Origin of the sequence: Paenibacillus gyeongsangnamensis, assembly GCF_027533625.1 — a bacterium.
Classification (GTDB): Bacteria; Bacillota; Bacilli; order Paenibacillales; family NBRC-103111; genus Paenibacillus_G; species Paenibacillus_G gyeongsangnamensis.
On record NZ_JAQAGZ010000010.1, the window covers coordinates 130,671 to 156,225 of the forward strand.

The 25,555-nt window shown below is 53.5% G+C and carries 28 protein-coding genes; 13 read left to right on the top strand and 15 right to left on the bottom strand.

The genetic code is table 11. The features are described 5' to 3' along the window. Positions 1 to 69 precede the first annotated feature (69 nt). A complete protein-coding gene (locus O9H85_RS16615; RefSeq protein WP_269882534.1) occupies positions 70 to 834 on the top strand; it encodes a GIY-YIG nuclease family protein in 765 nt (254 codons plus the stop codon). After that, the gene (locus O9H85_RS16620; protein WP_269882535.1) at positions 765 to 1,166 is read left to right on the top strand and encodes a hypothetical protein; all 402 of its coding nucleotides are present in this window, start codon (positions 765 to 767) and stop codon (positions 1,164 to 1,166) included. Before O9H85_RS16615 ends, O9H85_RS16620 begins: the two co-directional genes overlap by 70 nt. A 69-nt stretch (positions 1,167 to 1,235) precedes the next feature. Here O9H85_RS16620 and O9H85_RS16625 read toward each other — a convergent pair whose 3' ends face one another. From O9H85_RS16625 to O9H85_RS16640, 4 genes are read right to left on the bottom strand one after another with little or no spacing between them, the layout of a single operon-like run. Continuing rightward, a complete protein-coding gene (locus O9H85_RS16625) occupies positions 1,236 to 2,342 on the bottom strand; it encodes a GerAB/ArcD/ProY family transporter (RefSeq protein WP_409348155.1) in 1,107 nt (368 codons plus the stop codon). A gap of 5 nt (positions 2,343 to 2,347) precedes the next feature. Then, positions 2,348 to 2,581, bottom strand: a complete 234-nt coding sequence (locus O9H85_RS16630; protein ID WP_269882537.1) for a hypothetical protein — start codon at positions 2,579 to 2,581, stop codon at positions 2,348 to 2,350. A 7-nt stretch (positions 2,582 to 2,588) separates the two neighbouring features. After that, positions 2,589 to 3,800: a Ger(x)C family spore germination protein gene (locus O9H85_RS16635; RefSeq protein ID WP_269882538.1), complete on the bottom strand. Its 1,212-nt coding sequence runs from the start codon at positions 3,798 to 3,800 to the stop codon at positions 2,589 to 2,591. A gap of 18 nt (positions 3,801 to 3,818) precedes the next feature. Further along, complete coding sequence (locus O9H85_RS16640) at positions 3,819 to 5,402, bottom strand: spore germination protein (RefSeq protein WP_269882539.1); 1,584 nt, start codon at positions 5,400 to 5,402, stop codon at positions 3,819 to 3,821. Positions 5,403 to 5,562: 160 nt separating this feature from the next. On the opposite strand from O9H85_RS16640, the gene O9H85_RS16645 reads away from it, so the two are divergent. The 3 genes from O9H85_RS16645 (at position 5,563) to O9H85_RS16655 (ending at position 8,698) form a co-directional block, all read left to right on the top strand. Next, on the top strand, positions 5,563 to 6,984 hold the full coding sequence (locus O9H85_RS16645) for a Na+/H+ antiporter NhaC family protein (RefSeq protein WP_269882677.1): 1,422 nt from the start codon (positions 5,563 to 5,565) through the stop codon (positions 6,982 to 6,984). 21 nt (positions 6,985 to 7,005) lie between these two features. Continuing rightward, positions 7,006 to 7,851, top strand: coding sequence for a hypothetical protein (locus O9H85_RS16650; protein WP_269882540.1), 846 nt, complete (start codon positions 7,006 to 7,008; stop codon positions 7,849 to 7,851). A gap of 361 nt (positions 7,852 to 8,212) precedes the next feature. Then, positions 8,213 to 8,698 carry a DinB family protein gene (locus O9H85_RS16655; RefSeq protein WP_269882541.1) on the top strand — a complete coding sequence of 162 codons (486 nt, stop codon included), beginning with the start codon at positions 8,213 to 8,215 and terminating at the stop codon, positions 8,696 to 8,698. Positions 8,699 to 8,853: 155 nt separating this feature from the next. Here the strand turns inward: O9H85_RS16655 and O9H85_RS16660 are convergent, their stop codons facing one another. Further along, positions 8,854 to 9,732, bottom strand: a complete 879-nt coding sequence (locus O9H85_RS16660) for a pentapeptide repeat-containing protein (protein ID WP_269882542.1) — start codon at positions 9,730 to 9,732, stop codon at positions 8,854 to 8,856. 320 nt (positions 9,733 to 10,052) lie between these two features. Here O9H85_RS16660 and O9H85_RS16665 point away from each other — a divergent pair, with 320 nt between their 5' ends. Further along, complete coding sequence (locus tag O9H85_RS16665; RefSeq protein WP_269882543.1) at positions 10,053 to 11,318, top strand: FAD-binding protein; 1,266 nt, start codon at positions 10,053 to 10,055, stop codon at positions 11,316 to 11,318. A 118-nt stretch (positions 11,319 to 11,436) separates the two neighbouring features. Here the strand turns inward: O9H85_RS16665 and O9H85_RS16670 are convergent, their stop codons facing one another. From O9H85_RS16670 to thiC, 3 genes are all read right to left on the bottom strand, one after another. Beyond that, positions 11,437 to 12,912, bottom strand: coding sequence for a hypothetical protein (locus O9H85_RS16670; RefSeq protein ID WP_269882544.1), 1,476 nt, complete (start codon positions 12,910 to 12,912; stop codon positions 11,437 to 11,439). A 129-nt stretch (positions 12,913 to 13,041) separates the two neighbouring features. After that, entirely contained in the window at positions 13,042 to 13,698 is a 657-nt protein-coding gene (gene bluB / locus O9H85_RS16675; RefSeq protein WP_269882545.1) for a 5,6-dimethylbenzimidazole synthase, read from the bottom strand. 55 nt (positions 13,699 to 13,753) lie between these two features. Continuing rightward, positions 13,754 to 15,517 carry a phosphomethylpyrimidine synthase ThiC gene (thiC, locus tag O9H85_RS16680; protein ID WP_269882546.1) on the bottom strand — a complete coding sequence of 588 codons (1,764 nt, stop codon included), beginning with the start codon at positions 15,515 to 15,517 and terminating at the stop codon, positions 13,754 to 13,756. Positions 15,518 to 16,097: 580 nt separating this feature from the next. On the opposite strand from thiC, the gene O9H85_RS16685 reads away from it, so the two are divergent. The 6 genes from O9H85_RS16685 to O9H85_RS16710 all read left to right on the top strand — a co-directional run bounded on the left by O9H85_RS16685 (position 16,098) and on the right by O9H85_RS16710 (position 21,487). Beyond that, on the top strand, positions 16,098 to 17,171 hold the full coding sequence (locus tag O9H85_RS16685; protein ID WP_269882547.1) for an ATP-binding protein: 1,074 nt from the start codon (positions 16,098 to 16,100) through the stop codon (positions 17,169 to 17,171). Positions 17,172 to 17,337: 166 nt separating this feature from the next. After that, complete coding sequence (locus tag O9H85_RS16690; RefSeq protein WP_269882678.1) at positions 17,338 to 18,261, top strand: ABC transporter ATP-binding protein; 924 nt, start codon at positions 17,338 to 17,340, stop codon at positions 18,259 to 18,261. Next, positions 18,258 to 18,899 (top strand): ABC transporter permease, encoded by a 642-nt coding sequence (locus tag O9H85_RS16695; RefSeq protein ID WP_269882548.1) that lies wholly within the window; start codon positions 18,258 to 18,260, stop codon positions 18,897 to 18,899. Before O9H85_RS16690 ends, O9H85_RS16695 begins: the two co-directional genes overlap by 4 nt. Next, positions 18,881 to 19,384 (top strand): sensor histidine kinase, encoded by a 504-nt coding sequence (locus O9H85_RS16700; RefSeq protein ID WP_269882549.1) that lies wholly within the window; start codon positions 18,881 to 18,883, stop codon positions 19,382 to 19,384. The genes O9H85_RS16695 and O9H85_RS16700 overlap by 19 nt, the downstream gene beginning before the upstream one ends. Before the next feature lies 1 nt (position 19,385). Next, positions 19,386 to 19,988 (top strand): response regulator transcription factor, encoded by a 603-nt coding sequence (locus tag O9H85_RS16705; protein ID WP_269882550.1) that lies wholly within the window; start codon positions 19,386 to 19,388, stop codon positions 19,986 to 19,988. Positions 19,989 to 20,095: 107 nt separating this feature from the next. Beyond that, entirely contained in the window at positions 20,096 to 21,487 is a 1,392-nt protein-coding gene (locus O9H85_RS16710; RefSeq protein WP_269882679.1) for an amino acid permease, read from the top strand. A 54-nt stretch (positions 21,488 to 21,541) separates the two neighbouring features. Here the strand turns inward: O9H85_RS16710 and O9H85_RS16715 are convergent, their stop codons facing one another. From O9H85_RS16715 to O9H85_RS16735, 5 genes are all read right to left on the bottom strand, one after another. Then, entirely contained in the window at positions 21,542 to 22,255 is a 714-nt protein-coding gene (locus O9H85_RS16715; RefSeq protein ID WP_269882551.1) for a Crp/Fnr family transcriptional regulator, read from the bottom strand. After that, on the bottom strand, positions 22,248 to 22,490 hold the full coding sequence (locus O9H85_RS16720; protein ID WP_269882552.1) for a glutaredoxin family protein: 243 nt from the start codon (positions 22,488 to 22,490) through the stop codon (positions 22,248 to 22,250). The genes O9H85_RS16715 and O9H85_RS16720 overlap by 8 nt, the downstream gene beginning before the upstream one ends. A gap of 17 nt (positions 22,491 to 22,507) precedes the next feature. Beyond that, positions 22,508 to 22,864 (bottom strand): DsrE family protein, encoded by a 357-nt coding sequence (locus O9H85_RS16725; protein ID WP_269882553.1) that lies wholly within the window; start codon positions 22,862 to 22,864, stop codon positions 22,508 to 22,510. Positions 22,865 to 22,955: 91 nt separating this feature from the next. After that, positions 22,956 to 23,282, bottom strand: coding sequence for an RNA polymerase sigma factor (locus O9H85_RS16730; protein ID WP_269882554.1), 327 nt, complete (start codon positions 23,280 to 23,282; stop codon positions 22,956 to 22,958). Between the two features lie 39 nt (positions 23,283 to 23,321). After that, positions 23,322 to 23,582, bottom strand: a complete 261-nt coding sequence (locus tag O9H85_RS16735; protein WP_269882555.1) for a hypothetical protein — start codon at positions 23,580 to 23,582, stop codon at positions 23,322 to 23,324. A gap of 198 nt (positions 23,583 to 23,780) precedes the next feature. Between O9H85_RS16735 and O9H85_RS16740 the strand changes: the two genes are divergently transcribed. Further along, positions 23,781 to 24,005, top strand: a complete 225-nt coding sequence (locus O9H85_RS16740) for a hypothetical protein (RefSeq protein WP_269882556.1) — start codon at positions 23,781 to 23,783, stop codon at positions 24,003 to 24,005. 166 nt (positions 24,006 to 24,171) lie between these two features. Here the strand turns inward: O9H85_RS16740 and O9H85_RS16745 are convergent, their stop codons facing one another. Next, positions 24,172 to 24,834 carry an SGNH/GDSL hydrolase family protein gene (locus tag O9H85_RS16745; protein WP_269882557.1) on the bottom strand — a complete coding sequence of 221 codons (663 nt, stop codon included), beginning with the start codon at positions 24,832 to 24,834 and terminating at the stop codon, positions 24,172 to 24,174. Positions 24,835 to 25,010: 176 nt separating this feature from the next. Then, entirely contained in the window at positions 25,011 to 25,511 is a 501-nt protein-coding gene (locus tag O9H85_RS16750; protein ID WP_269882559.1) for a DUF2231 domain-containing protein, read from the bottom strand. Positions 25,512 to 25,555 lie beyond the last annotated feature (44 nt).

The following is a 25,555-nucleotide window of genomic DNA, read 5'->3' on the forward strand; positions in this document are numbered from 1 at the left end:
TCGGCAGCCACGTTTAACGAACTGGTTTTGCCGGAAGGCGAAACCTGGCAGCAGGAGGGAAGTGAGCCCTTGTCATTTGAATTTCGAGCCGGCGATTACCCCGAACGCCCCGGATGCTATATCATGCGCAGCAGCGAGGGACGTATACTGTACGTCGACAAATCGGTCAATTTGCGCAGCCGCCTGCGCTCGTACTTTCAGCAGAAGGATCAGCGCAAGCGGATCCGCCAGCTGGTGAAGGAGATCGCTTCCATCGAAGTGGTGCTCGTCAACAACGAATCCGAGAGCCTCCTGCTGGAAAATAATTTGGTTAAAATCCACAAGCCTCCCTATAACCGCGCCCTCAAAAGAGACAACAGCGGCTACGCTTATCTGCAGCTGACGGACGAGCGCTTCCCGCGGCTGGACGTGTTCTACCGCGACCGCCGTTTGCCGTCCTTCGGCGCCGAACGGACGGAGCAACAGGTGAAGGAGCAGCGCTTCGGCCCCTATGTCAGCGCCCGTTTCCGCAACGCGGTCATGGACTTCGTCGCGGATCATTACCGTCTGCGCGCGTGCATCACCATGCCGAAGAAGGTGTGTCTGCTGTACCATCTGGGACGATGCAGCGGCATCTGCGAGGGGATGATTCCCGAGCCGGACTACCGCCGGACCGCTGAGGAAGCGGCGGATTTGCTCGCAAACCGGCCGGAGGACCTGGTCGCTGCCATGCGGGCGAAGATGGAGTATTATGAGAGCGGCTCGAATTCGAGAAGGCCGGCAGCATGCTCCGCCACATCCGCATTTTGGAGCGGATGCCCGAGAAGCAGATTGTGGACCGGGAAGGCGTCTTGATACAGGATGTGCTGTTCTTCGGAGAAGATCGCGTCATGATCGCGAAGGAACAGGAGGGGATGCTGAGGGACTTCCAGCTCGCGGAGCTGGATGCGAGCGGCGGGGAAACGGCCTGCGACCGGTTCCTTATCAGCCGGTACCGGACCGAGCGCCCTGATGAGCTCATTGTCAACAAGGTCGGCGACCCGAACAGGGTCCGGGCGGCCTTGCGTGTCCGAGGCGCCAAGCCGCTCAAGATTACCCAGCCGAAGCGCGGGCTGAAATACGATCTGCTTCAGCTGTGCAAGGACAACTATGACTATCGGATACAGCAAGTCAGCACTCATACGTAGCATGGAATCAAGGGAGCCGGAAGGCTCCCTTTTGAGTTGAGCCGATTTTTGTACTGCCGGGGAAAGCCATCATTTTATCTTTTTTCTTCGGAAGAGGGCCGTACCCCATAAGAACAGCGGGATCAACAGGCCGAAGGACAGCACATACGGGATGAACACGGTGGAGTCCCACTGTGCCATATAAACCGCGTTAGGATAAACGACAAGCGAGTAAACAACCAGGATCATCCCCATTGGTAAGGTCAAAGGACGATAATCCTTCAGCTTCAGCATATGCGCCAGTCCGACCACGCAGGCGTAAAAGTACAGCGTTGTCTTGAAATAGATGGAAAAGAACCACATGCCGGCCATAATCGACTCGATCCGTTCCACGAAATTGCCCAAGCTTATTTTTCGAGCCAATACATAGCTGGGAAAAGCATGTCTTGAAGTGGCGTCCGAACCCAGGACCAGAATCGTTAATAAGGTAATGACGATGATAACGATGCCCCCAAGCAGTGTAGCGATAATAAAGGCCTTCGCAGCTTTTTCCGGTTTACTCACGCGGGAAGGAAAAATCATGAAAAAAACGATATAGGTTAAGGAAGCGGTGCCGGCCAAGGATAAAGCCGCTTTAAACAAAGGCTTTATTCCTGTTTCGAATACAGGCTGGATGTTCTGGACATGGATTTGGGGAACGATCAAAATGACCATGACAAGGAAGAGCAGAATGAACCAAGGGAAGAAGATCTCCGCCGCGCGGGCCAAAGTTTCGATTCCGAGCCGCAGTCCCATCACGACAATTAAAGCAAAAAGCATATTAACGAATTGAATCGGCGTATCCGGCATGACCTGCGTGGTGATAAAGTTCCCCATATAAAACAACAGGGTTGCGGCACCGATAAACGAGAAGAAAATGTAAAGCAGCGATAAAGCTTTACCCGCCCATTTGCCTAACAGCCTTTCATGATATTGGACCAGAGTCATATCGGGGAAAAGATTTCCTATGCGGTTGTATAACAGCACGAGAAGCAAACCGAGGCCAACGCCGGCAATAGCCGCAATCCATGCGTCCTGCTTCGCATCGGCGGCAAGCCCGGCCGGAATGATCAATATGGTTGAACCGATGGTATAAAACATAACCAATACCGTAAATTGGCGTACCGATATTTTTGTGGTCTCATTCAACGGCCTCACCTCTTTCATTTCAATAAAGAAAATAGAATGTCGCTCACAGGCTTATAAACCGCTGCAATCCAGTCCAAAGGATTGGAAAGCTGCACCCTCATGCTCCGGGCCGCGCTTAACGCCGTTCCGAGGAGCAAGAGGGCCGAGAAGACCCATAATTCCCTGATCATCTTTGTTTTTAACAAGCGGGGAACCTCAATCCATAGAATGATCGCGGAACCCGCCAATATTCCCATGATGGCCCACATAAGAAGCTTACTCCTCGAGTTGTTTAAAAAATGGCTTGTTGATCGTTCCCACCCGGCGAAGCTTGACATGGATTCTTAGATTTACGGGAAGATCGACAAATTCTTGTACCCAATGATCTTTAAGCCGATTCCAAACCTTCGGGTCGGCGCGGTGGATGGCTTCGCCGAAGCCGAAAATATCCGATCGGTACGTTTTTTGCGCTTTATGGATGGCTGCTTTCATGTGATCTTTGATCTCCGTTTCCATTCTCTTCTCCAGTTCGTCGATCGTATCGGTTTGAGTCAGATCGATATTGCATTCCACATCCGCCACGTTCCCCTCGACGTAGAGTTCGACGCTTACTTCCGGTTTCCCATTCGGAATTTTCCCTATAATTTCGGACTTGGTGCGGATGACCTCTACCGATAATTTTCCTCCCTTGGGGCAAGCCACGGTATCCACCGTATTTTTAACATTCCCCTTGATATAGTTATAGGCCTTGCTTTCCTGCTCATTGAGCCAGCCCTTTAATCGATCTTTGTAAAACACCGCCAGACCCGAAACGCGTAAAACGGAGATCGGCTTGATGCTTGCCGCATTTTTTTGAGTTCCGGCTTGTTCACCGGACGGATCGTCCAAAACATCGATACCGGTTAACGCAGGGTGCTTTCCTTCAGCGGTTATATCGTTAATAAGCTCATCCAACGTGACTTTTCCGGCGGTCGCCCAGCTCTTGCTAGAATGTTGAAGCGTCTTATAAATGTTGTTGGCAGGGATGAGCTCTTGCGGCATCGTATAAATTTCGAGTACTTTCTGGGCGGACAAGCCTCTGGCAATCACTATATAAAAATCCGATCGAAATTCATGGTTTCTCAAGAGCAAATCCAACGCCTTGGCAATACCCTCTTTAGCTAGAGGTTCGCTAATAATCAGCATGCGCAGATGGGAGAAATACAGCCTTCTGGGCGCCTTGGTCGTTATTTTCCGAAAAGCTTCAAAGACGGTGTCCCCCGTTTCGCTAAAAGTAACCACCGGCGCTCCTTTTCCGCCGCCCCCTTTTTTCGCTGCGACCTCGCTGGGATTCACCATTTGGGTGGAAATCATATATTGATCCCCTTTTTTGTCGAGCCCGATCGCTAAAGTGATCGCGATATCGTTTAATTCCGTCCGGCTCCAACAACCAGTGACCGCGCATAGGAAGAGCGCCGGCAATAATCTCACGGCAACCTTTCTCAGCATAATTGAAACTCCTTTGACTTACTTTCTCGTTTCCGATTCGGAGGGCGGACTCGGCTTCTCCCGTATCCTGTTGTTTGGGCTGATTAGATGAGGACGAGAGAACAATCTCCAATGGGGCAAACGAAATATCGTGTCCTTGTGGTCTTCGACGATAAAGGGTGCGAAAGGAGCAAGGTACGGGATACCGAAGGAACGGAGGCTGCACAAGTGAAGCACAATGGCAACGAGTCCGATGGTAATCCCGAACAGTCCGAAGGAAGCCGCCAGGCCCATTAATCCGAAACGGATGATCCGGATTGAGATTCCCATATTAAACGAAGGGAACACAAAGTTAGAGATAGCCGTAATGGCTACGACAATGACCATTGCAGGCGAAACCAATCCGGCTTCCACCGCCGCTTGGCCGATGACTAAGGTTCCGACGATGGAAACGGATTGTCCGATCGCTCTCGGCATTCGCACTCCGGCTTCACGCAAAATTTCAAACGTAATCTCCATCATGACCGCTTCAACGAAAGCGGGAACGGGAACGCCTTCCCGCTGGGCCGCGAGGCCGATCAGCAGCGGGGGAGGAAGCAGCTCTTGATGGAAAGTGGTCACCGCTATGTATAAGGAAGGCGCAAGCAAAGCGATAAATAAGGACAAAAAACGAAGTACGCGCAGCAGGGTGGCAAAGTCCCACCGCTGATAATAATCCTCGCTTGCTTGAAAAAATTGCGTGAACAAAGCAGGCACCAGCAGAACGAACGGCGTACCGTCAACGAGGATAGCTACGCGTCCTTCCAATAACCCCGCTGCCACCGCATCGGGACGTTCCGTATTGAAAACGGTAGGGAAAGGAGTGAAAGTCTCATCCTGAATCAGCTCTTCGATATATCCGCTTTCCAAGATCCCGTCGATGTCAATCCGGGCCAGCCGGTTCCTCACTTCCTGTAATACCGATTCACTCACAATGCCATGGATATACATAACGGCCACGTCGGTTCTTGTAATGCGGCCGATGGGCTTGGTTTCAAGCCAAAGGTTCGGATCCTTGATTCTTCGCCGAATTAACGAGGTATTGGTCCGTAACGTTTCCGTAAACCCTTCTCTCGGACCGCGAACGACGGTCTGCGCGGACGGCTCGGTTACGCCCCGGTCCTTCCAGCCTCTTCGGCTGGCAATGATCCCCTTGGCATGACCGTCAATCAGGATCACGGTATCTCCGGATAAAACCGCGATATAAACCATATCAAAGTCCGTTACATCCTTGACGTCGCCGACGGCGATGACGAAATCCTTTAGGAGATCCACGGGGTTCAGACCCGAATGGATATCCGGGGCCAGATCGGCCTCTCTGATTCGCAGCATCAAGGCTTCCAATATGTCTTGCGTATCCGCTAACCCTTCCGTATAGATCAATCCTGCTTGGATGCTTCCGGTTTTGCCGATTGGGATTTCTTTCGTAACGATGTCATCGCTATGCCCCATAGCATCGGTGATGGTCCGGAGATTATCTTGTAAGCTGAACGTTAAAAGAGGTTTCGGTTTATTCTGTTGGACAGGCCGGCTGGAAGGAGTACGATCGAATATGTTCTTCATGATCCGTGAAAAGCTTCCCATCCCGCAACAACCTCCTTTCTAACAATTCCTATCTTTTGATAAATTGCCTAATTTTATTTGTCGGGGCTCTATTTTTCTTTGTTCGGGATCGTGCGAATACTCCTGCCTGTGGATGTTTTGCGGGCATGATGGATATCGTAACAGGGAGGTGGTGACAGAATTGGTAAGCTCTTGGCTGTCGTTATTGCCGTTCGCGATTGTGATTCCGGCGGCAATCTTCTTGAAAGAGATTATGCCCGGCCTGGTGCTCGGCTTGTTGGTCGGCTCCTTTTCGGTTCAGCCGTCGCTGCTCGGCGGACTTCAGCAGTCCATCCAGTATATTTTAAAAACCTTAACCCATCCGGATAACGTAAAAATTATGAGCTTCCTGTACTTGTTCGGCGCTTTGGTCGGGATCATGCAAATTTCAGGCGGCATCAAGGGATTTGTAGAATGGGTCGGAGAACGCGTGAAATCGAACCGGGCTCTGATGACGTTTATTTGGCTCACGATTCCGTTTACTTTTTTTACTCCCATGTTCCGGATTATGATTATTGCCCCCGTCATGAAATCGATTCTGGAAAAAATGAGCCTGCCTAAAGAAAGAGTGGCCTATATTCTGGATATCTCGACCGAGCCGGTCATCGTCCTGATGCCGATCGCGACGGCTTTTGTAGGCTTCATGACGTCGGTTGTCGCCGGGGCGACCGAACAAAACCAATTGGGCGCAGCGCCCTATCGGTTGTTTTTATCCAGTCTTCCTTTCAACTTCTTTGCATGGACGGCGCTCGCTTACGGGCTCTTCTCCACCTTCCGGAACCCGGGCCGCAGATCGGAGGTTCATAGGGATGAAAGGAAGCAGGAGGAAGGCAACGATCTTCACGGACTGGGCATCAAGAAAGAGCTGTCTCTCGTGCAGCCTGAGCTGTGGCATTTCATTCTGCCTTTGTTCGCGCTACTCGTGCTTACGCTGTTATTGCTCTGGGAGGACGGCAGGGAGAGAGGGGCCGTCGGGGTACTCAGCGCGCTGTCTCATGCGGACGCGACTTTGGTGATGCTTCTATCCGTCTTTATTTCCTTGCTGCTCACGATCGGGTACTATTTGCTGCGCCGCCAGCCGTTGCGGGAGCTGATGTATCACTTTTTCCAAGGAGGGAACGAGATGATGACCCCGGTCATCCTTCTTGTCCTGGTCTGGGCGTTATCCATGGCAGCCAAGGATCTGGGGTTTTCCGCCTTCGTTTCGTCCGTCTTCGGTGGGGTGCTGCCGGGATTCACGATACCGGCCGTTATATTTCTTGCCGGCTCGCTGGTATCTTATTTTATCGGGACCTCATGGGGGACATGGGGGCTTATGATGCCGCTCGGCGTCGTGCTGGCTGTTGCAACGGGAGCGCCGTTGTCCATGACCGTGGGGGCTGTTTTTGCAAGCGGCACCTTCGGCGCTTTCGCGTCTCCTATCGGAGATACGACGATCACCACCGCTTCGGTGATGGAAATGGGGCTGGTGGATTATGCCCGCTACAAATTAAAAGCGGCGCTGATGTGCGCAGGCATTTCTTTGTGCATGTACCTTGGCTTCGCTTATATTGCGGGACGATAAGGAAAGAAAGGATGAGGGAATATGCATGAAACGCTGCTGTCCGAATTGAAGCGGTTTGTAGCCGAGCTCGAGCAAAAAGAGGCTGCGGCCGTCTATATTGTCCCGGACGAGGTGATGAAGGCTGTAAAAAAAGCCAAAGGACTCGAAAAGCTGCTGCACGAAATCGTTATGCAAGTCAGCGGCAGCGGCGGGATTCACCTCCATCCCATCCTCCGCAGGGAGTTCGGCATAAGAGGGGCACTGATGGATCGCTTTGACCGGTGGGCGCCTTACAGCAAAGATCAGTTTGAGGATGAGCTCCACGATGCGATAGACCGGGCGGAGATTCGCACGGGAAAGCAGGGGGTGTTTTTTGAAGGGACACCCGGCAAAAAGGAAGCGGCGGAAGCTCTTCAATTGCTGAAGGATATCGCGCATGCCGCGGTGAGATGCCAGTTTCATGCCAGGCTCGCAGACCCGGAGCCGTATGTCGGCATCCTGGATAAGCTCCTGCAATTTTATGCTCTGCCGAATACATACCCGGAGGGGAATGCCTTCAGCTTCCGGAGCCTTATCTCGGCGGACCGGCTGCATGCGATGTCAGGGGATGACGATACGGTCACGGACGCCTTGAAGGCTTTTGCCAAGGCGTGGTACCGGCAGCCGCCGCAGCCTTTTTTGGAGAGCAAGGAATCGTATTTTTCTTACGAAGAGGTGCAGAACGTGCTGTACGCATTAACGGAGGAACAGGTGGAGCGGCTGCGTAGCGATTATATCCGGCGTATCGAGGAGGAGTACAAGCAGGTGAGGGCCAAGCCGGATTTGGATCGGGCCAAGCATTTGAAACGGATGCTGGAAACGGTCTTAGGCTGGACGCCCGGCGGATAAACGATTGCTCCGAACCCCTAGAGACGAAAAGAGATCAACCGGTAAAAACGGTTGACCTCTCAATAGTACGTGCGCATCAACAATCTCCTTTGCATTCATTATAGAACGTTTCGCCTTTCCTGATTGGGTACAAACCGATAGAATAGCTCTATTTCCCACTCTCTTAAAAGTAACAGGCATAGAATCGTCATTCTTCTTTCTATGAGTTCATAACATCATATGTCTCGTGAAAAAAATGGAACCAATGCAGCTATCCATTTTTTACTGCTGTTCTCCGCGGAGCTGATTCTGTTAAAAAATGCGGGGACGAGGCCGTAGATGATATGGTAAAATAATGAAAAAACATAGGGAGCTGAGGATGATGGAACATTTTTTATTCAAGCAGCTGGGATTTGTACGGGGCCAAACCTTAAAATTGATGGAAGGCGTTACGGAGGAAATCGCGGACCAAATTCCCGAAGGCTTCCGAAATACGATCCGCTGGAACCTGGGACACATCTATGTCGTCTTGGAACGGTTCGCTTTTCAATACATAGGTCTTCCGCAGTACTTGCCTGAAGGGTTCAAGGAACAATTTGAATACGGTACCTCGCCGTTAAACGCTGCCGACTCATTGCGCATCCCGACCTTGCAGGAATTAGTGACGCTGCTGAAAGAACAGCCGGAGCGGATTCAAGAAGCGCTTGCAAACCGACTGAACGAAAAGATCGCTCCCCCTTATACCACGTCTTCCGGAATGACTTTGGAAACGCCGGAGCAATTCCTCAGCTTCAATTTATACCATGAAGGGATGCATTTGAACGTCATTAAACTTTATAAAAGGATGTTATCCCATCAACGGGGATAAAAAAGAACCACTCTCGGAGTTGATCCCGAGAGCGGCAAGGTCGTTTCGTGGAACGGTATCGAATTGTATGTTGCCGGAGGAACGGACGCGTCTTGCGACGACCGGTGCTTGATCATCTTCCCCAAGCTGCGTTCAAGTTCCCGCGCCTGCCCGTTTTATGCTCCGGAGGCGGACCAATGCGTTGGGCGGGTAAGAGCCGACGGCAGTTTTGTAGCGGCATCTCCCTTCGCCGAGTTGATCTGGGCTTGGGTGAGGAAAATACTATCGGTGAGGTCAGCACCTCTGATGTCGGCGTCCCGGAAATCGGCTCCGATCAGGTCAGCCCCTCTCAAATCGGCGCCTCTGAGGTCGGCGGCAATCAAGTAGGCCCCTCTCAAATTAGCGCCTCTCAGGTCGGCACCTCTCAGCTTGGCCCCGATCAGGTCGGCACCTCGCCCGTAGGTCTTTCGACGGCCTGAGGGGCCCTTCTGCGAGCGAAGAGCTTCGGCTCGAACAAGTTCGCTGGCCCGGAGGAGCAGAGCATTGACATTTGCCCGGTGTGCCGCCACGTCCAGCTTCAGTATGGAGTCGGGATCGAGGCAAGTGAGGCGTTCCGTCTCGTCGAGCGCCGAGCTGAGCTCATTATGGATTGTATTGGCAGGTTGAAACGTTAACGCTTCAGTTAAATACCAGAGGAGCTCATGAAGCTGCCGCATGATCGGGAACACCTCAAACATGAGTTTCGCGGATCCTGGGGCTTGCCGCCAGTCGCGTCCGCCGAAGGTAACACGCGAAACCTTTTGCCCTGCGCCGAAGCAGTCATAAACCGTGCAGCCCCGAAAGCCCAGCTGCCTGAGGCTGTTGTGTACGCCGCAGCGGAAGTCCGGTTGCAGGTTTTGGCATGGCTGCCCGGCTGTTTTGTCCATCGCAAAGTCCGCCGAAGCAGCGAAGGGCAGCGCAACGCAGCACAAGCCGAAGCAGCTCTCGCAGTCCGCTTGCAGATCGAGGCGGCTGCTGCTATGGAAAGGTCCTGTATATTCGCGATTCTCAGACATTGCGAGGTCTCCTTCCGTTTCGTTGTAATTCCATACTTGCGTAGTCGAATAAATACAAAGCTGTGTATGAATTTTTACAATTCTTTTATGTTATTACTGAATATTCTCTCCGTCAATCCTTGTTCGCAACTGAATAGGGGCAGTCCGGTGCAAGTGAAAACGCTTCGGGTAAGCACTTTTATTGATTACCTGAAAGAGTTTAGTAATTTAGTGGTTGCTTCTGCAAGAAGTGCGGTTTATTAAGAGTTTAATAGGGTACTTCACGGAAAACGTAAGTAGGAAGCTCTATCCAAACTAGTCCTATAAGGAGTGTGAAGATTGTGGAAAATGATCGAAACTGGGCAGGTAACTACAGGTATAGCGCTTCGGAATTGTATGTTCCTGAAAACGTGGGACAAGTACAAGAATTGGTGGCTCGCAGCAGTCGAATGAAGGTGCTTGGTACGCGCCACTCGTTTAATGGAATCGCCGATTCTACTGAAAGCCTTCTCTCGCTTCAGAAGCTTAACCGAGTGACAGCATTAGACCATTCGCGCAATAAAGTAACGGTCGAAGCCGGAATCCGGTATGGAGAGCTGTGTCAATATCTCCACAGTAATGGCTATGCGTTGCACAATTTGGCATCGCTGCCGCACATTACCGTTGCAGGTGCATGCGCAACGGCAACGCATGGTTCCGGTGATCTGAACGGCAATCTTGCTACAGCGGTTCATTCCATGGAGGTCATCAAAGCGGATGGGGAGGCGGTCGTATTCTCCCGTGAACAACAAGATGGGGTCTTCGCCGGAGCGGTCGTCGGACTTGGGGGATTGGGCGTAGTCACGAAAATCACACTGGATGTGATCCCGGCATTTCAGATGAGTCAGTATGTATACGATAACCTGCCACTGGCGTATCTTAAAGAGCACTTTGACGATATTTTCTCCAGCGCTTATAGTGTCAGTCTGTTCACGGATTGGAAGAATGCGACGTTCAATCAAGTCTGGCTAAAACGGAGAATAACAGATCAAGCCTCCGATCGGGTGGAACCTGAGTTTTTCGGTGCGACACGAGCAGCCTCGCATCGGCACCCGGTGCCAGGTCACACGTCGGAGAATTGTAGTGAACAGATGGGCATACCGGGACCATGGTACGAACGGCTGCCGCACTTTCGCATGGATTTCACTCCAAGCGCCGGAGAGGAGCTGCAAAGCGAGTATTTCGTGACGCGCCAAGATGCATATGATGCATTGTGTGCGATTGACCGGCTAAGAGAGTACATATCGCCACTCCTTCATGTTTCCGAGGTTCGCACGATTGCAGAAGATAATCTGTGGATGAGCCCCTGTTACAAGCAGGAGTCGGTTGCTATCCACTTTACGTGGAAAGCTAATTGGGAGGCAGTTGGGCAAGTGTTGCCGATCATCGAAAAGCAGCTTGAGCCCTTCCATGCTCGTCCACATTGGGGCAAGCTGTTTGCCATGTCGCCCGCCCGGCTGCAATCGCTCTACGAGAAGCTGCCCGACTTTCAACAACTGCTCCTTCACTATGACCCCCAAGGAAAATTCCGCAACGACTTCTTAAATAAATACATTATGGAGAACTAATTTCAACTCGGCAACACAGCGATGTAGGAGGCGTTCCATTATAGCCCAATCCGCAAAAAAACCAGTTCAACACTTGATTTTCGTGTTGAACTGGTTTTTCATTTGGCATCGTACCGCCTTAAGGTCCGATCAATTCATAGTCCCACCAGAACGCCGTTTTATTGTCGCTGAGCGAGGTGACGGCGTTCTTGTCGGGATCATACACGAAGATGCGCCCGCTTCGGTCCAAGAATGAGATCCCCTGTTCGTAGGTGATCATCTGTTTCACTTGACGTTTCGTGTCGATGGAGTAGATCGTCCCGCCGGGCTTGAGATATAAGCCAAGGCTCGGATTGGGCTGGGCCGTCTCGAAGACGATCGTACCGTCGGACTGCACAGGCCGGTTGGATGCAACATTATCCGCCCCAAGAACATTGATGAACTTCGCGGAGACCTGATCGTTAATCAGGTGGAAGCTCCCGTCCTTATCCAGCAGCGCGAGTTGGGCGGAACGGTAGTAATTGTCCCGGATATCGCCTTTCCGGTCGATGTTGGCATAAATCCAGCGCGACCCGTCGGCATTGGAGACGATGCCCTGCGGTACATCCTTGAAGCCCGGAAGCTTCGCCGCCGAATCTCCCTTCACATGGAAGAGCTCCGCGCGATAAGGAGGGGTGCGCAGCGGAACGCCGATGATCGGATCTCTAGTCGTAAGAGACAGCAGTCTATCCTGGTCTCCTAAAGGGATCCACGTGGCGTTACGTACGGGCTGCTGCGCCGGATAGGGTTCGGTATCCAGCTTCATGCTTTTGTAATATACCGTATCTCCTTCGGTCCGGAGCTCCGCTGTGGCGTCGCTGCCGCCGTTCGGCCTGAGATAGTGGTTCAAGTCCAGGTTCGGAAATGCTGCCTTGACCTCATCTTTCGTAACCCATGCCGGCGTTTCTTCAAGCGATTTATTTACTTTGAGCAGAGCATACTCCGGTTTGGTAACCAGTGCCGGATTAAAATACAAGTAATCCGCATCGTCGAACAAGAGCCGGCCCAGTACGGGCTGCTGCGGAGAGCGTACGCTCAGGCCTTCCGCCTGGTCCCACTGCAGGTCGATGTGCAGCAGATCGTGGGCGAACCGCCAGGTCAGCGGAAAGTACGTAATGTCCCGAAACGTAAGCAGCGGATACGGCTCATTCGCATTGTCGATATAATCGCTGCCGATCCATACCGGAAACTCGGGTAGCTGAGCCCGGTAGAGCACGCTTAACCGGTTTACGACCGTAAGGTCCTGATGAAGAGGGGACTTCGAGTATCCGTACGCACCCCCGCCTCTTGTCGTCACCGCCGAATAAACCTTCAGCCCCTCGGCCTCGCTCCAGTTCACTTGCCACTGCAGCGCCTGAGCCATGTCCCAGGTCAGCGGAAAATACGTAATATTTTTATACAGAAGCAGGGGATACGGCGAGTGGATATTATCCACCAAGGTACCGTTCACCTTTACCGGAAATGGGGGTATCTCGGCCTGTACCTGCTTCGATTGACCAAAGGCCAGCGTCGGCGCAAGGGTGAAGGTCAGGAGCAGCATAGCGCAGGCCGTCTGCCATTGTCGCCATCGGTTCATAGATGTTTGCCTCCATAATAGCGGTAAATTTGGAAACCACTACCTTAAACGGCGGAAGCCCCCCGAAAGTTGCTCCTACTCGTATGGAGATTTTGTTAAGAGGGCGAAGGCAGGCTGCCCTGAGCAAGCTCAAGGAGTTATATCCGGCCTGGTTCCCCATGCTTCTTTAAAAATCAGGCCGTCCAGAGCTCTTCGTTTCTCCCACTTCGCCGATTCGAGAATCGGCATGGACGGATAATGCTCCGTATATCCCACCGACAGCAAAGCAGCCGGTTCGATATGGGGCGGGATGCCGAGGATGTCTCTGACATCGTTCTTTTTATAAAAGCTAACCCAGCCCATGGCAAGGCCCTCGGCCGTAGCGGCCAGCCACATATTCTGGATGGCGCAGGCGGTGGACATCAAATCCGTCTCGGGAATGGAATTGCGCCCCAGTACATGAGAGCCGCCACGCGTCGGATCGCAGGTAACGCAGATCGTCAGGGGAGCCTGCTGGATGCCTTCCACTTTCAGCTGCAGAAATTGGTCCTGCCGCTTGCCTTCATAGTGAATGGCCAGCGCCCGCCGTTCCTTGTCCGCCGCCCAGGCAAGGCGAGCCTTCACCTCACCCTGCGTAATGAGGATGAAATTCCAGGGCTGCATGAAGCCGACCGACGGACCGTGATGCGCCGCCTCCAGCAGCCGCATGACGGCTTCTTCCGGGATCGGATCCGGCAAGAAGGTTCTAACGTCCCTTCGGGTATGGATGATGCGGTACAGGGCTTCCTTCTCCTGTTCATTAAACATGTGCTCCCCCGCCTCCTCTGAACTTATCGTCGAGGCCGGGTCCCGAGCCTCATCATTAATTATAAATCGCGTGACCCGCCTCTTTAAATTGGTTGGCCTTATCCTTCATTCCTTGCTCAAGCGCCTGCGCTTCATTCAGGCCGTGCTGCTTCGCGTATTCCCGGATGTCCTGCGTAATTCTCATGCTGCAGAACTTGGGACCGCACATCGAGCAGAAGTGAGCCGTCTTGGCGCCCTCGGCGGGCAAGGTCTCATCATGATACTCCAAAGCCCGTTCAGGGTCCAGGGACAGATGGAATTGATCCCGCCAGCGGAATTCAAAACGGGCCTTCGACAAGGCATTGTCCCTCTCCTGAGCTCCCGGGTGGCCTTTGGCGAGGTCGGCGGCGTGGGCCGCGATTTTGTAAGCGATAACCCCTTCGCGCACGTCGTTCTTGTTCGGCAGCCCCAGATGCTCCTTGGGCGTCACATAGCACAGCATCGCCGTGCCGAACCAGCCGATCATGGCGGCTCCGATGGCGGAGGTAATATGATCATAACCCGGAGCGATATCCGTTGTTAAGGGACCCAAGGTATAAAAAGGGGCCTCCCCGCAAACTTCCATCTGCCGGTCCACATTTTCTTTGATCAGGTGCATGGGCACATGTCCGGGTCCTTCAATCATCACCTGCACATCGTGCTTCCAGGCGATTTGCGTCAGCTCGCCAAGCGTATCCAGCTCCGCGAACTGAGCCTCGTCGTTGGCATCCGCGATCGAGCCCGGGCGCAGCCCGTCGCCGAGCGAGAAGGCCACGTCATAGGCTTTCATGATCTCGCAAATTTCTTCAAAATGCGTATAAAGGAAATTTTCCTGATGGTGGGCCAGACACCAAGCGGCCATAATCGAGCCGCCGCGTGAGACGATGCCGGTCACGCGCTTAGCGGTCATCGGAATATAGCGCAGGAGCACGCCGGCATGAATCGTAAAGTAATCGACGCCCTGCTCGGCCTGCTCGATCAGCGTATCGCGGTAAATCTCCCAAGTCAGCTCCTCCGCCCGGCCGCCGACCTTCTCGAGCGCCTGGTACAGAGGTACGGTTCCGAGAGGAACGGGAGAATTACGGATAATCCATTCGCGGGTAGTATGGATATTTTTTCCTGTAGATAGGTCCATGATGGTATCCGATCCCCATCGCGTCGCCCACCGCATCTTCTCTACCTCTTCGTCGATGGAGGAAGCGACGGCGGAATTGCCGATGTTGGCGTTGATCTTGACCAGGAAGTTCCGGCCGATAATCATGGGCTCGCTTTCCGGATGGTTGATATTGGACGGTATAATCGCCCGGCCGCAGGCCACTTCCGAGCGCACGAATTCGGGAGCGACGTTCTCGCGCAGCGCGATATACTCCATCTCGGGCGTAATGATGCCCTTCCTGGCATAATGCATTTGCGTCACATTGTGTCCGGCCTTCGCACGCAAGGGCCGGCGGTCGTCTAGCGGGAACACTTCGGCAGATGTGCTGTAGCCGTTATCCTCCGGCTTCACTTCCCGGCCCGCGTATTCTTCCACATCGCCGCGTTCCAAAATCCAAGGACGGCGGTTTAGCGGCAAGCCATGGCGGATATCGGTCACGTATTCGGCATCCGTATAGGGACCGCTGCTGTCATAGACCCGAACCGGAGGGTTCATCTGTTCGCCGTCGCTGCTTACCGTAGGGGTGAGGGTGATTTCGCGCATAGGGACCTTCAGATCCTCACGCGAGCCTTGAACGTATACTTTTTTGCTTCCGGGGAAAGAGGATACATCGGGGATCGTTTGCAGTTTGCTTTCGCTTGTCATTTCAATTCCTCCTAAGAATGAATGTGATCAAGCGGAGTCTCCTTTAGCGCCCAACAAAAAAAGACCGCAACGAAAAGAAGCGGTCTTTGCAGGTACACAAAGGCTAAGGCTTTTCCTCCGCTGGCATTACCCAGATCAGGTTATACGGTCGATAGCATCGGGCTACCCTCTCAGCCTGGCTTTACCAAGCTCCCGTGTTATTCGGTTGTCAGTTCAAGTTAAACATAATGCCGTTTAAAAATCAACGGTTATTTCTAAGGGCGGCGGGAGACCCATTCGAACGTATCGTCGCTTTTTTACAATAAGATTATCGAAATGCGCGGAATTTGGCGCAATAAATCCTTTTTTTCCGATCGGCCCGATGCTATGATCAGGATAGGTGAACTCGATGACCCCATAATGGATAATCCAACAGGGAGGAACCTAGGTGAAGACGAATGATTTGTGGACGTTGTCCAGGAAAAAGGCCATCGTCATTTTCATCCTTTTTGCGTTGCTAGTTCTTTTAGGGGACTAGATCGTCATCTTCGGATTTTTTCTGCAATATCTTCGCATGTTCGAGTTCATTTTGGATCTCTTCATGATTTGTATTATTGGGATCCTGGGTTATTATTTGCTGAAAAATTATAAGTTTGTCGAAATGCAGTATCACTTGCTCCTGGAGCATTCCCGGGAAGCGATCGTTATTGCGAAGAGCGGCCGGTGGTTTTATTGCAACGCCGCCGCCGTGCAGTTATTCGGAGCCTCTTCCAGGGACGAGCTGTCCGGATGCACTTGGACCGATTTCTTCCCGACTGCGCCTGCTTACGGACCTATGCATCGCTTCGCCGGGCCTGCGGAGAAGCTCAAATGCGAGTTTACGGCTCTCGACGGGGAGTCCAAGCACGCGGAGGTAACGATTATCCCCTTATACATCTACAACCGCGTTCCTTACCAGCATATCATCATTCGCGATATCACCGAGCAGACTCGTACGGAGCAGGCGCTGCAATTTTCCGAGAAACTATCGTCCGTTGGTCAAATGGCGGCGGGCATTGCCCACGAAATCCGCAATCCGCTGACTTCGGTGAAGGGCTTCCTTCAATTGTTCCGGGCCCGCAGCCAGGACCGGCGGGAGCTATGGGATGTCGTATTCGAGGAAATTAACCGGATCGAGAACATCATCACCGAGCTGCTCATGATCGCCCGCCCGAAGCAAAGCACCCTCGTTCCCCGCAGCATCGGTCATATTCTGGAGCAGGTGCTGCTGTTCCTTTCCCCCCAAGCGATGATGAACGATATTGAAATCGTAAATCAGGGGCCGGAAGAGGAGCTTCTCATTAACTGCGACGAGAATCAGATCAAGCAGGTCTTTATCAATCTGATCAAGAACGCGTTTGAAGCGATTCCTCCGGGACAAGCGGGCCGAGTCCGCATTCATATCACCCGGTCGGGCGACTATGTCGCGATTCAAGTGGCGGATAACGGCTGCGGCATCCCCGAAGAGGTCATCCGGAAGCTGGGGCAGCCTTTTTTTACGACCAAGGAGAAAGGGACCGGGCTTGGGTTGACCGTAAGCAAGGAGATCATCCTGAACCATCACGGCAGCTTGTCCATAACGAGCGAGACGGGGAAAGGAACCACGTTCGCCATTTGTTTTCCTCTACATACCTAATAGAAACACAAAAGGCCCCTCTCGCCATCGGCAAGAGGGGTCTTGTTCGTTTTCCCGGCCTGATATGACAAATGTCATCCGCACAAGGTGATATTCATGCATACCGCACCAAAGCCGAACGAGGTACGATAAAGGCATCGAACAATCCAATCCGAGGTGAACGATGATGAAAGCAGCGATAGCCCTGAATCGCGTAAGCAAAGAGTTTAAAGGAAAACGGGCGGTAGACGACCTGACGCTGGACATCGCGGAGGGCAGCGTCGTAGCGCTGCTCGGACCGAACGGCGCGGGGAAGACGACCAGCGTCACGATGATGCTCGGACTGCAAAAGCCGACGTCCGGCACGGTCCGCCTGCTCAGCGGAGATCCCGGCGACCGGAGCATCCGGGCGCGCATCGGAGCGATGCTGCAGGAGGTCAACGTGATCGACCGGCTGAAGGTACGGGAAATCATCGACCTGTTCCGCAGCTACTACGACAAGCCGATGCCGCTGGAGCGGCTCCTCAAGATTTCCGGCCTCGACGCCGAGAAGGAGAAAATGGCGACGTCGCTGTCCGGCGGACAGAAGCGCCGGCTCGATTTTGCCTTGGCGTTGGCGGGCGATCCGTCTGTCCTGTTCCTCGACGAGCCGACGGTCGGGATGGACATTACCTCGCGGCTGCTGTTCTGGGATACGGTGCGGGCGCTGGCGGGAAGCGGGCGGACGATCATTCTGACGACGCACTATCTCGATGAAGCGGACAGCATCGCGGATCGGGTCGTCGTCATCAACCGGGGGCGGCTGGCGGCGGACGGAACGCCGGAGAAAATCAAGTCGGCCGCGGGCGGGAGAATTCTGACGTTTACGGCGGGCGCCTCGTTCCCGCGGGAGCTGATCGATTCGCTGCCCGGCGTTACGCAGGCGAGCTGGAGCGGCAGAAGAGTGAGGCTACACAGCGCGGACACGGACCGGCTGCTGTTCGAGCTGGTAGGCAGACAGGCCGACATGAAGGATATTGAAGTGCACGGCGGCGGACTGGAAGAAGCGTTCCAGCATTTGGTTCAGGACGAATCGGCGGCAGCCGAAGAAGCAAGGGGGAATTCGCGATGAGAGCGATGATGGCGCAGTGCAAAGCGGAAATTATAAGGACGCTCCGGAACCGGCGGTTTTTGTTCGCATCGGTCATCATGCCGGCTGCCTTTTATTTTATCTTCACCGGGATCTATGGAGATAACATACAGGTCGGGAACGTCAACTGGAAGTCGTATTATCTGATGTCCATGACGATCTTCGGCGTGGTCGGGGGAAGCCTTAGTACGGTCAGCATCCGCTTCGCCCAGGAACGTTCCCAAGGCTGGGTACGCTTGCTCCGGATTACACCCTTACCCGACGGAGCTTATATTTTCTCCAAAATCGCCTCTCAATCGATGCTGAACCTCGGTACGATCGTTTTGATGTTCCTTATCGGAGCGCTGGGCAAGGGCGTGGCGCTGCCGTTCACGGTTTGGGTTTACTGCGGCCTCTGGATTTGGCTCGGCGCGATTCCCTTCCTGGCACTCGGCACGCTGCTCGGTACGATCCGCAGCGTCGAGCTGGTACAGGTCGTATCTCAAGTGCTGTTCATGGGCATGTCGCTGCTCGGCGGATTGTGGATGCCGGTCGAAGCCATGCCGAAGGGGATGCGCGAGCTTGCCCAGTGGCTGCCTTCTTACCGGTTCGGGCAGGGCGCTTGGTCTCTGGTCGAGTGAACGATATTCAGACGACGGCGCGGACCGCGCTGAAGCAGGTGCGCGAGCTCGTATCGGGTATGCATGCCGTGACGCTGCGGGATGAAATCCGTCATGCGGGGCAAATTCTGGCCGCGGCCGATATGGAGCTGGAGACGAGCGGACCGTTCGAGCAGATGAAGGCTTCCCCGCTCGTCCAGAACCTGCTCGGCCTCTGTCTCCGTGAAGCGGTTACGAACGTCGTCAAGCACAGCAAAGCCACCCGGTGCCGCATCGTGCTCGCGGAAGAGGCCAGCCTGCTGAGCCTTACGGTGGAGGACAACGGCCGCGGCTTTGACGAGTCGGCATGCGACGCCGGCTCCACCGGGCGGGGGCTGCTCGGGATGAAGGAGCGACTGGAGCTTGTCGAAGGCAAGCTGTCGTTTCAAGCCCGGCCGGGGGAGGGCGCCAGACTTACCCTGTCGGTGCCAAGCGTCATAAAGCAGACGGTAAGGGGAGGCGCTTAGCATGAAGGTGATCATTGCGGAAGACCAGGGCATGCTGCGCGGCGCGCTGAGCACGCTGCTCGGCTTGGAGGATGACATCGAGGTGGTCGGCCAGGCGGAGAACGGAGAGCAGGCGCTTAAGCTGATCCTTGAGCTTGAGCCGGACCTATGCCTGCTCGATATCGAGATGCCGCTCTTGTCCGGGCTTGATGTGGCGGAGCGGCTCAAGGCGCTCGGGAGCCCGTGCCGCGTTGTGATCCTCACGACGTTCTCGCGGGCCGGCTACTTCCAGCGGGCTATGCGGGCGGGCGTATTCGGCTTCCTGCTCAAGGATTCCCCCATTGACGAGCTCAGCAGCGCTCTGCGGAAGGTGCAGGCAGGCGGACGGGCGATCAGCCCCGAGCTGTCTCTGTCGATCTGGGAAGCGGAGAATCCGCTGACCGAGAGGGAGCGGGAGGTGCTGCGCTTGGTGGCTCAGGGCTTGTCCGTGAACGACATCGCGAAGCAGCTGTTTCTCTCCGGCGGAACGGTCCGCAATTATATTTCGGAAGCGCTGCAGAAGCTGGAGGCCAAGAACCGGATCGATGCGATCGGCATTGCGGAGAAGAACGGCTGGTTAGAATAGGCAGAGACAGGGCTGTGCTCCGCTGCATCCATGACTCACATAACTCGTAAGGAGTGTTTGTAGAAGTGACAGAAGGCAAATTGAAACGAGGGCTTAGTGCCCGTCATATGACCATGATCTCGCTGGGTGGCTCCATCGGAACGGGGCTGTTCCTCGCGAGCGGCGGCGCCATATCGTCCGCCGGGCCGGGCGGGGCGTTCCTGGCCTATTTAACGATCGGCATTATGGTTTACTTTCTTGTAACTAGCTTGGGCGAAATGGCGGCCTATATGCCGGTGTCCGGCACATTCAGCACGTACGCCACGCGTTTCGTCGACCCGTCCCTCGGGTTCGCGCTGGGCTGGAACTATTGGTACAACTGGGCGATTACGATCGCCGCCGAGCTGTCCGCCGCTACCTTGATTATGAAGTTCTGGTTCCCGAACAGCTCATCGTTTCTCTGGAGCGCGCTTTTCCTGCTGCTGATGCTGGGGCTGAACCTCCTCTCGGTCAAAGGCTACGGCGAGACGGAGTATTGGTTCGCTCTCATCAAGGTCATCACCGTCATCGTCTTTATCGCCGTCGGCATTCTGATGATCGTCGGCATCTGGGGCGGCGAAGCGGTCGGCTTCCGCAACCTTCGCATCGGCGACGCCCCGTTCCACGGCGGCTTCCTGAGCGCGCTCGGCGTCTTCATGGCCGCCGGCTTCTCGTTCCAAGGGACGGAGCTGGTCGGCGTTGCGGCCGGGGAGAGCGAGAATCCGCGCGTCAACGTGCCGAAGGCGATTCGTAGCGTCTTCTGGCGCATTCTGCTCTTTTATTTGTTTGCCATTGCGGTGATCGGACTGCTTATTCCGTATACGAACGAGAACTTGTCCAGCGACAGCGTCATGATGAGCCCGTTCACCATGGTGTTCGAGAAGGCGGGGCTCAGCATCGCGGCTTCGGTCATGAACGCGGTCATTCTTACCTCCGTGCTGTCGGCGGGCAATTCCGGGATGTATGCGTCCACGCGCATGCTGTGGGTGCTCGCTAAGGAAGGCAAGGCTCCAAAGTTCCTTTCCCGCCTGACCTCGTGGGGCGTGCCTGCATGGGCGCTGCTCGTGACCGGAGCGCTCGGCTTGTTCGCGTTCCTGTCCTCCTTCTTCGGGGACGGGGTCGTGTATACCTGGCTTCTGAACGCCTCCGGCATGTCCGGGTTCATCGCTTGGCTCGGCATCGCGATCAGCCATTACCGGTTCCGCAAGGTATTCATTGCGCAGGGGAAATCGCTGAGGGAGCTGCCTTACCGCGCGCGCTTGTTCCCGATCGGTCCGATCTTGGCCGGGATCTTGTGTACGGTCGTCATCATAGGGCAGTGCATGGGCGCGTCCAAGGACGGCCAAGTGGACTGGGCGTATTTGATCGCCTCCTATGTGGGCATTCCGCTCTTCCTGGCGCTTTGGCTGGGCTATAAGTGGAAGTATAAGACGAAGGTGTTGAAGCCGGAGGAATGCTCGTTCGAGGAGACGACGGTATAAAGCGGGAGGCGCAGGCTGAAGAGCCGGCGCCTCTTTTGTAGTTGACTGCAAATTTTACGGGGTATTTTCAACCTTCATCCCTTTGAGCTTTCCTGTTACAATATTTTCTCGCAATAAAATGCTTTTTCTGCCGGTAATAACGATATTTTCTTTAACAAGATCATTCAAAACAATAGTAACAGATTCACGTGTAGCACCAAGCATGTTGGCTAATTCTTGATGCGTAAGGGGCATATCGATTTTTATCATGCCATCTTCTGCAGCAATACCGAATTGATCGGCTAGCTTTATCAGCAAAAAGAGCACTTGATCCTTTAAATTGCCGAGCGCGATGATCTCAAGCAGCTCCTCCTGCTCTTGAAGCCTTTTGCTCAATACTTGCAGTAATTTAATTGCCAGCATGGGTCTTTTCAGCAAAAAATTTTCGAACTGATTTTTCGTTAAAGAGCATATAAGCGTTTCTTCTACCGTTTCGATGTAAACGCCTTTCGTACCGAGAGAGATAAAATGAACTTCTCCAAACATATTCCCTGAACCTAATATGCCTAACGTAAACTGTTTTCCTTCATCATTCAACTTGTACAGTCTTACTTTTCCTTCCTTAACGATGAACAACCCTTCAATTGCTAGATCAGGCCGCTGAATAATTGTGTTCTTAGGAAGTTTATTGAAATGCGTCATGGGGGCCATTTGGTCAATTTGCTTTAAATCCTCGGTTGATAGTGACTCGAAAAGGCTAATGCGCGATAAATACCATAATTTATCCATGCTGTTCCTCAAGAAACCGGTCTAGAACCCTGGGGTCGAAATAATAAAGCCTGCGTTCATCCATCACGATAAAGGGGGTTGCGAACCCGCCCAATCGCATCATCTCTTTAAAATATTGTTTACTAAAAGAAACATCAAACAATTCATAAGGAGTGTTTTTCCGTTTCAAATAACCTATTACTTCTTTGCAAGAAGGACAATCCGAGGCAACATAAATCCGAATCTTAGCTCTCAACAGGTGCGGCTTCCTAATTATAAAGTAATAATTTGCCAACCGTCAGTAACTAACGTTGCAATATTAGTATGACCTTCCGTGTCTATATCTTTGGAGAAGGAGACATCGGCTTGTTTAACGTTCTCGGTTACGTTGAAGGAACTTGCGCAGTGTCCGCATGCTTCAATAACACCAAGCTTTTTTACCGCCTTAAAGAGCGGATTAGCCATGTGGCTTGGATCTTCCAATTTATTAATCCATAGTACACCTTGACCGTCAAAAATCAATTTAACTTCATGACCTGCTTCGTGCAGCTCTTGTGTATAAACCAAGGAATGGATGGCTCTGCCGATTTCATTCTCTGTTGCATGTAAAAATATAGCTACTTTACTCATTTTGATTCCCTCCAAAGTTTTGAATTATTATTACCGGAATTCGGGTAATCATACAAAAAATGATCCCTTCAGTTCCGGCTTTAGATTCATGTTACCGGAGAAAAGAAAAATGTTCTGTAAGGTAGATTACCAAAAAAGCAGCTATCACAGAGGATCTCTGCGACAACTGCTTCCGCAGGCTGTTCTTGGTCGTATTCATGGTGACGCTGTACAACCAATTCCTGAAGGACCCCGCGTTCTTCGTATACAAAGGTATTTTGGAAAAAAGCAAAATAAACGTTTCTTGGGTAATATCCTCCGCCATGCTTCGATTCCGGACGAGTAAGTAGGCGGTTCGGAAAACATCAGCGCTGTACAGCCGATACAGCTCCCCGAAAGCATCCATATTTTCTTTGCAGCGCTGTAGGAGGTCTTCCATTCGCAGCCCACTCCTTTCGTTTGGAATCTCACGCTCATCTTAATTGGCTACGAGGACTTGGATACGCTCGGCCAGATGGGTCCGGTATATTCCCATAGACCTTCGGAGCGCCAGCTGCTTCAAGGCTTTCAACCGATGATCGGCATCCTGCAGGTAGAAGCTTTCGGAGCTCCACAGCTCCTGCATCGTCTCTTTGGACGCTTGGGTCGCCAAGGTCTCCTGCTGTAATACATAATAGCAAATGCTGTAGCATTCCACCTCAAGGGCTTTGAGGATGCCGATTTTGGACGAAGCGTCCATGAATAACACCGCCTTCGATTTTCCATTCTACCGACATATACACCGCGAGAAGCAAAAAGGTTTGTTTTGAGCGCCGCTACCTAAAAAAAGATATGGCCCCTTCTGAGCGGAAGGCGGCCAAGCATAAACCGGTCTTCGGCTGCGAATTCTAACGGAGTGATCCATCATCCATCATTCCTTCGGAGGAGGCTGTTACTTATGGCAAGTAGCCGCAATCATCAAGGTGCTCACGGAATCGGACAGGTCGAAAGACAGCTGAACCGCCAAGCGCAAGCCGCCGAACAGATTCAGGGCAGGAATGAAACCGATCAGGAGATTCTTGCACTAGCGAATGAGGAGTATACGGAGCTGGACGAGATCATCGCGATGAGCGAGCCGCTCGACCCAACGTATGGGATGGAAAACAACGAAGGCCGCGGCTAAGCCGCAGCTGCATAAAGAAAGCACCGATCTCCTCGGCTTGGGGAGACCGGTGCTTTTTTTTCGGTTGATAAGAATTTATAAGTTTCGTGGGCTTATAGCTTCGCATCAACCTTGATAAACGCGCTGGTCCTTGCAAGACAAAGACGGCGTAGCCGTTTATCCTGGCCTATGAGATTTGAACGTCTTCCAGCCATGCCTCGGCGATGAGAGCATGCCCGGCGGCGGATGGATGTACGCCGTCCGGAATCCAGTAAGCCGGGGGGCGGGTGTCTGCGGCGCGGGCGAACCGCGCGTCGAGCGGCACGTGCAGGGCGCCGAATTCCTTGGCCAGTTTCCGGATGACGGCTTGCTTCGGCTCGAGATCTTCTCTCCATTCCGTATACCGGCTTAGCATCGGAACGAATTCCGGGGTATCGCTTCTTTCCACCGGCAGCACGAACGGCTCCAGCAGGATCAGCTTCGCATCGGTTACAGGCACCGTCTTCTCCAGCAGACGGCGGTACAGCGCCTCGAATGTGTCCGTATCCGTAGTACGGTCTCTCTTGAACCGGTGTACCGTATGATTGACGCCGATCAATAAGGAGATGACGTCCGGCTTCAGCCGGAGGCAATCGTCCTCCCACCGTTCCGTTAACGATTCCAGGCGGTCTCCGCTGATCCCGCGGTTATAGCAGGTAATCGCAAATTCGGGATGACGGGAGGATAAGGCCTCCGCTGCGATCCGCGCATATCCGTTCCCGAGGTCTCTGCCGTCTTCCCTGTTTCTTTCGCAGTCGGTCACGCTGTCGCCGATGTATACTATCGTTCTAGGCGGTTGAAGATGCTGCATGTCGATTCCTCCTATCCGAAATCCTCTTTCTTCAGCCCATCATACCTTACTAGGACCAGAAGGTCGATACGCTTTTGTTCAGATGTTTGCCGACTTTGGGAAAACGCTTGTTCATCTATGGGGATGAGTGGCCGGAAATGCCGGCGCCAGGGATGCGTGCCGCAGCCGGAAAGGACTTATGTAGAGCTCTTGACCGCAGGCGCATTCGGAGCCGGATTCCCGCTCGGCGAGCCGCCGGGAGGGCGAACCGGACCGGAGCCGGGCTTGCCGGGCACGGCGGGACGCTGTTTATGCACCATTTGGCCGCCGAGGTGGCCTGTATACGAAACGAGACAGATGCCGATCAGCGCCGCCGCCAAATATACCGGCGCTCCCCCGATATCGGCGGACTTCCGGAACCGGTAGAACAGGCGGGCCAGGGTGAGCAGAATGAATAGAATCATGGTCAGCTTCCCGAACAGCTCATGGGTAGGAAGGAGCGGATTCCTGTCCTCCGGCCCGGTTGCGACCGCGGCAATCGCGCCGAGCGTCCCCAGGATCAGGCAGAGCAGGCCTGCGGTGTGCCAGTCTGACTTGCGAAGCAGGCTTCCGAGGAGATCGAACAGAAAGCTGACGAGAAGCAGGGCAATGGGAAAGTGAATAAAGATGAAATGCAAATTTTGCAAAATGTAACTCATGCGATCGGACTTCCTTTCCATATAATGATATGGGGGATGCTTGT

Excerpts from the sequence above, each read along its gene's own strand:
- O9H85_RS16620 (WP_269882535.1), top strand. The coding sequence starts at position 765 with ATGCTCCGCCACATCCGCATTTTGGAGCGGATGCCCGAGAAGCAGATT.
- O9H85_RS16745 (WP_269882557.1), bottom strand. The coding sequence starts at position 24,834 with ATGCAGCATCTTCAACCGCCTAGAACGATAGTATACATCGGCGACAGC.
- O9H85_RS16705 (WP_269882550.1), top strand. The coding sequence starts at position 19,386 with ATGAAGGTGATCATTGCGGAAGACCAGGGCATGCTGCGCGGCGCGCTG.
- O9H85_RS16640 (WP_269882539.1), bottom strand. The coding sequence starts at position 5,402 with ATGGGAAGCTTTTCACGGATCATGAAGAACATATTCGATCGTACTCCT.
- O9H85_RS16695 (WP_269882548.1), top strand. The coding sequence starts at position 18,258 with ATGAGAGCGATGATGGCGCAGTGCAAAGCGGAAATTATAAGGACGCTC.
- thiC (WP_269882546.1), bottom strand. The coding sequence starts at position 15,517 with ATGACAAGCGAAAGCAAACTGCAAACGATCCCCGATGTATCCTCTTTC.
- O9H85_RS16650 (WP_269882540.1), top strand. The coding sequence starts at position 7,006 with ATGCATGAAACGCTGCTGTCCGAATTGAAGCGGTTTGTAGCCGAGCTC.
- O9H85_RS16685 (WP_269882547.1), top strand. The coding sequence starts at position 16,098 with ATGATTTGTATTATTGGGATCCTGGGTTATTATTTGCTGAAAAATTAT.
- O9H85_RS16635 (WP_269882538.1), bottom strand. The coding sequence starts at position 3,800 with ATGCTGAGAAAGGTTGCCGTGAGATTATTGCCGGCGCTCTTCCTATGC.
- O9H85_RS16725 (WP_269882553.1), bottom strand. The coding sequence starts at position 22,864 with ATGAGTAAAGTAGCTATATTTTTACATGCAACAGAGAATGAAATCGGC.
- bluB (WP_269882545.1), bottom strand. The coding sequence starts at position 13,698 with ATGTTTAATGAACAGGAGAAGGAAGCCCTGTACCGCATCATCCATACC.
- O9H85_RS16750 (WP_269882559.1), bottom strand. The coding sequence starts at position 25,511 with ATGAGTTACATTTTGCAAAATTTGCATTTCATCTTTATTCACTTTCCC.
- O9H85_RS16730 (WP_269882554.1), bottom strand. The coding sequence starts at position 23,282 with ATGGAAGACCTCCTACAGCGCTGCAAAGAAAATATGGATGCTTTCGGG.
- O9H85_RS16735 (WP_269882555.1), bottom strand. The coding sequence starts at position 23,582 with ATGGACGCTTCGTCCAAAATCGGCATCCTCAAAGCCCTTGAGGTGGAA.
- O9H85_RS16655 (WP_269882541.1), top strand. The coding sequence starts at position 8,213 with ATGGAACATTTTTTATTCAAGCAGCTGGGATTTGTACGGGGCCAAACC.
- O9H85_RS16660 (WP_269882542.1), bottom strand. The coding sequence starts at position 9,732 with ATGTCTGAGAATCGCGAATATACAGGACCTTTCCATAGCAGCAGCCGC.
- O9H85_RS16710 (WP_269882679.1), top strand. The coding sequence starts at position 20,096 with ATGACCATGATCTCGCTGGGTGGCTCCATCGGAACGGGGCTGTTCCTC.
- O9H85_RS16740 (WP_269882556.1), top strand. The coding sequence starts at position 23,781 with ATGGCAAGTAGCCGCAATCATCAAGGTGCTCACGGAATCGGACAGGTC.
- O9H85_RS16630 (WP_269882537.1), bottom strand. The coding sequence starts at position 2,581 with ATGTGGGCCATCATGGGAATATTGGCGGGTTCCGCGATCATTCTATGG.
- O9H85_RS16690 (WP_269882678.1), top strand. The coding sequence starts at position 17,338 with ATGAAAGCAGCGATAGCCCTGAATCGCGTAAGCAAAGAGTTTAAAGGA.
- O9H85_RS16715 (WP_269882551.1), bottom strand. The coding sequence starts at position 22,255 with ATGGATAAATTATGGTATTTATCGCGCATTAGCCTTTTCGAGTCACTA.
- O9H85_RS16670 (WP_269882544.1), bottom strand. The coding sequence starts at position 12,912 with ATGAACCGATGGCGACAATGGCAGACGGCCTGCGCTATGCTGCTCCTG.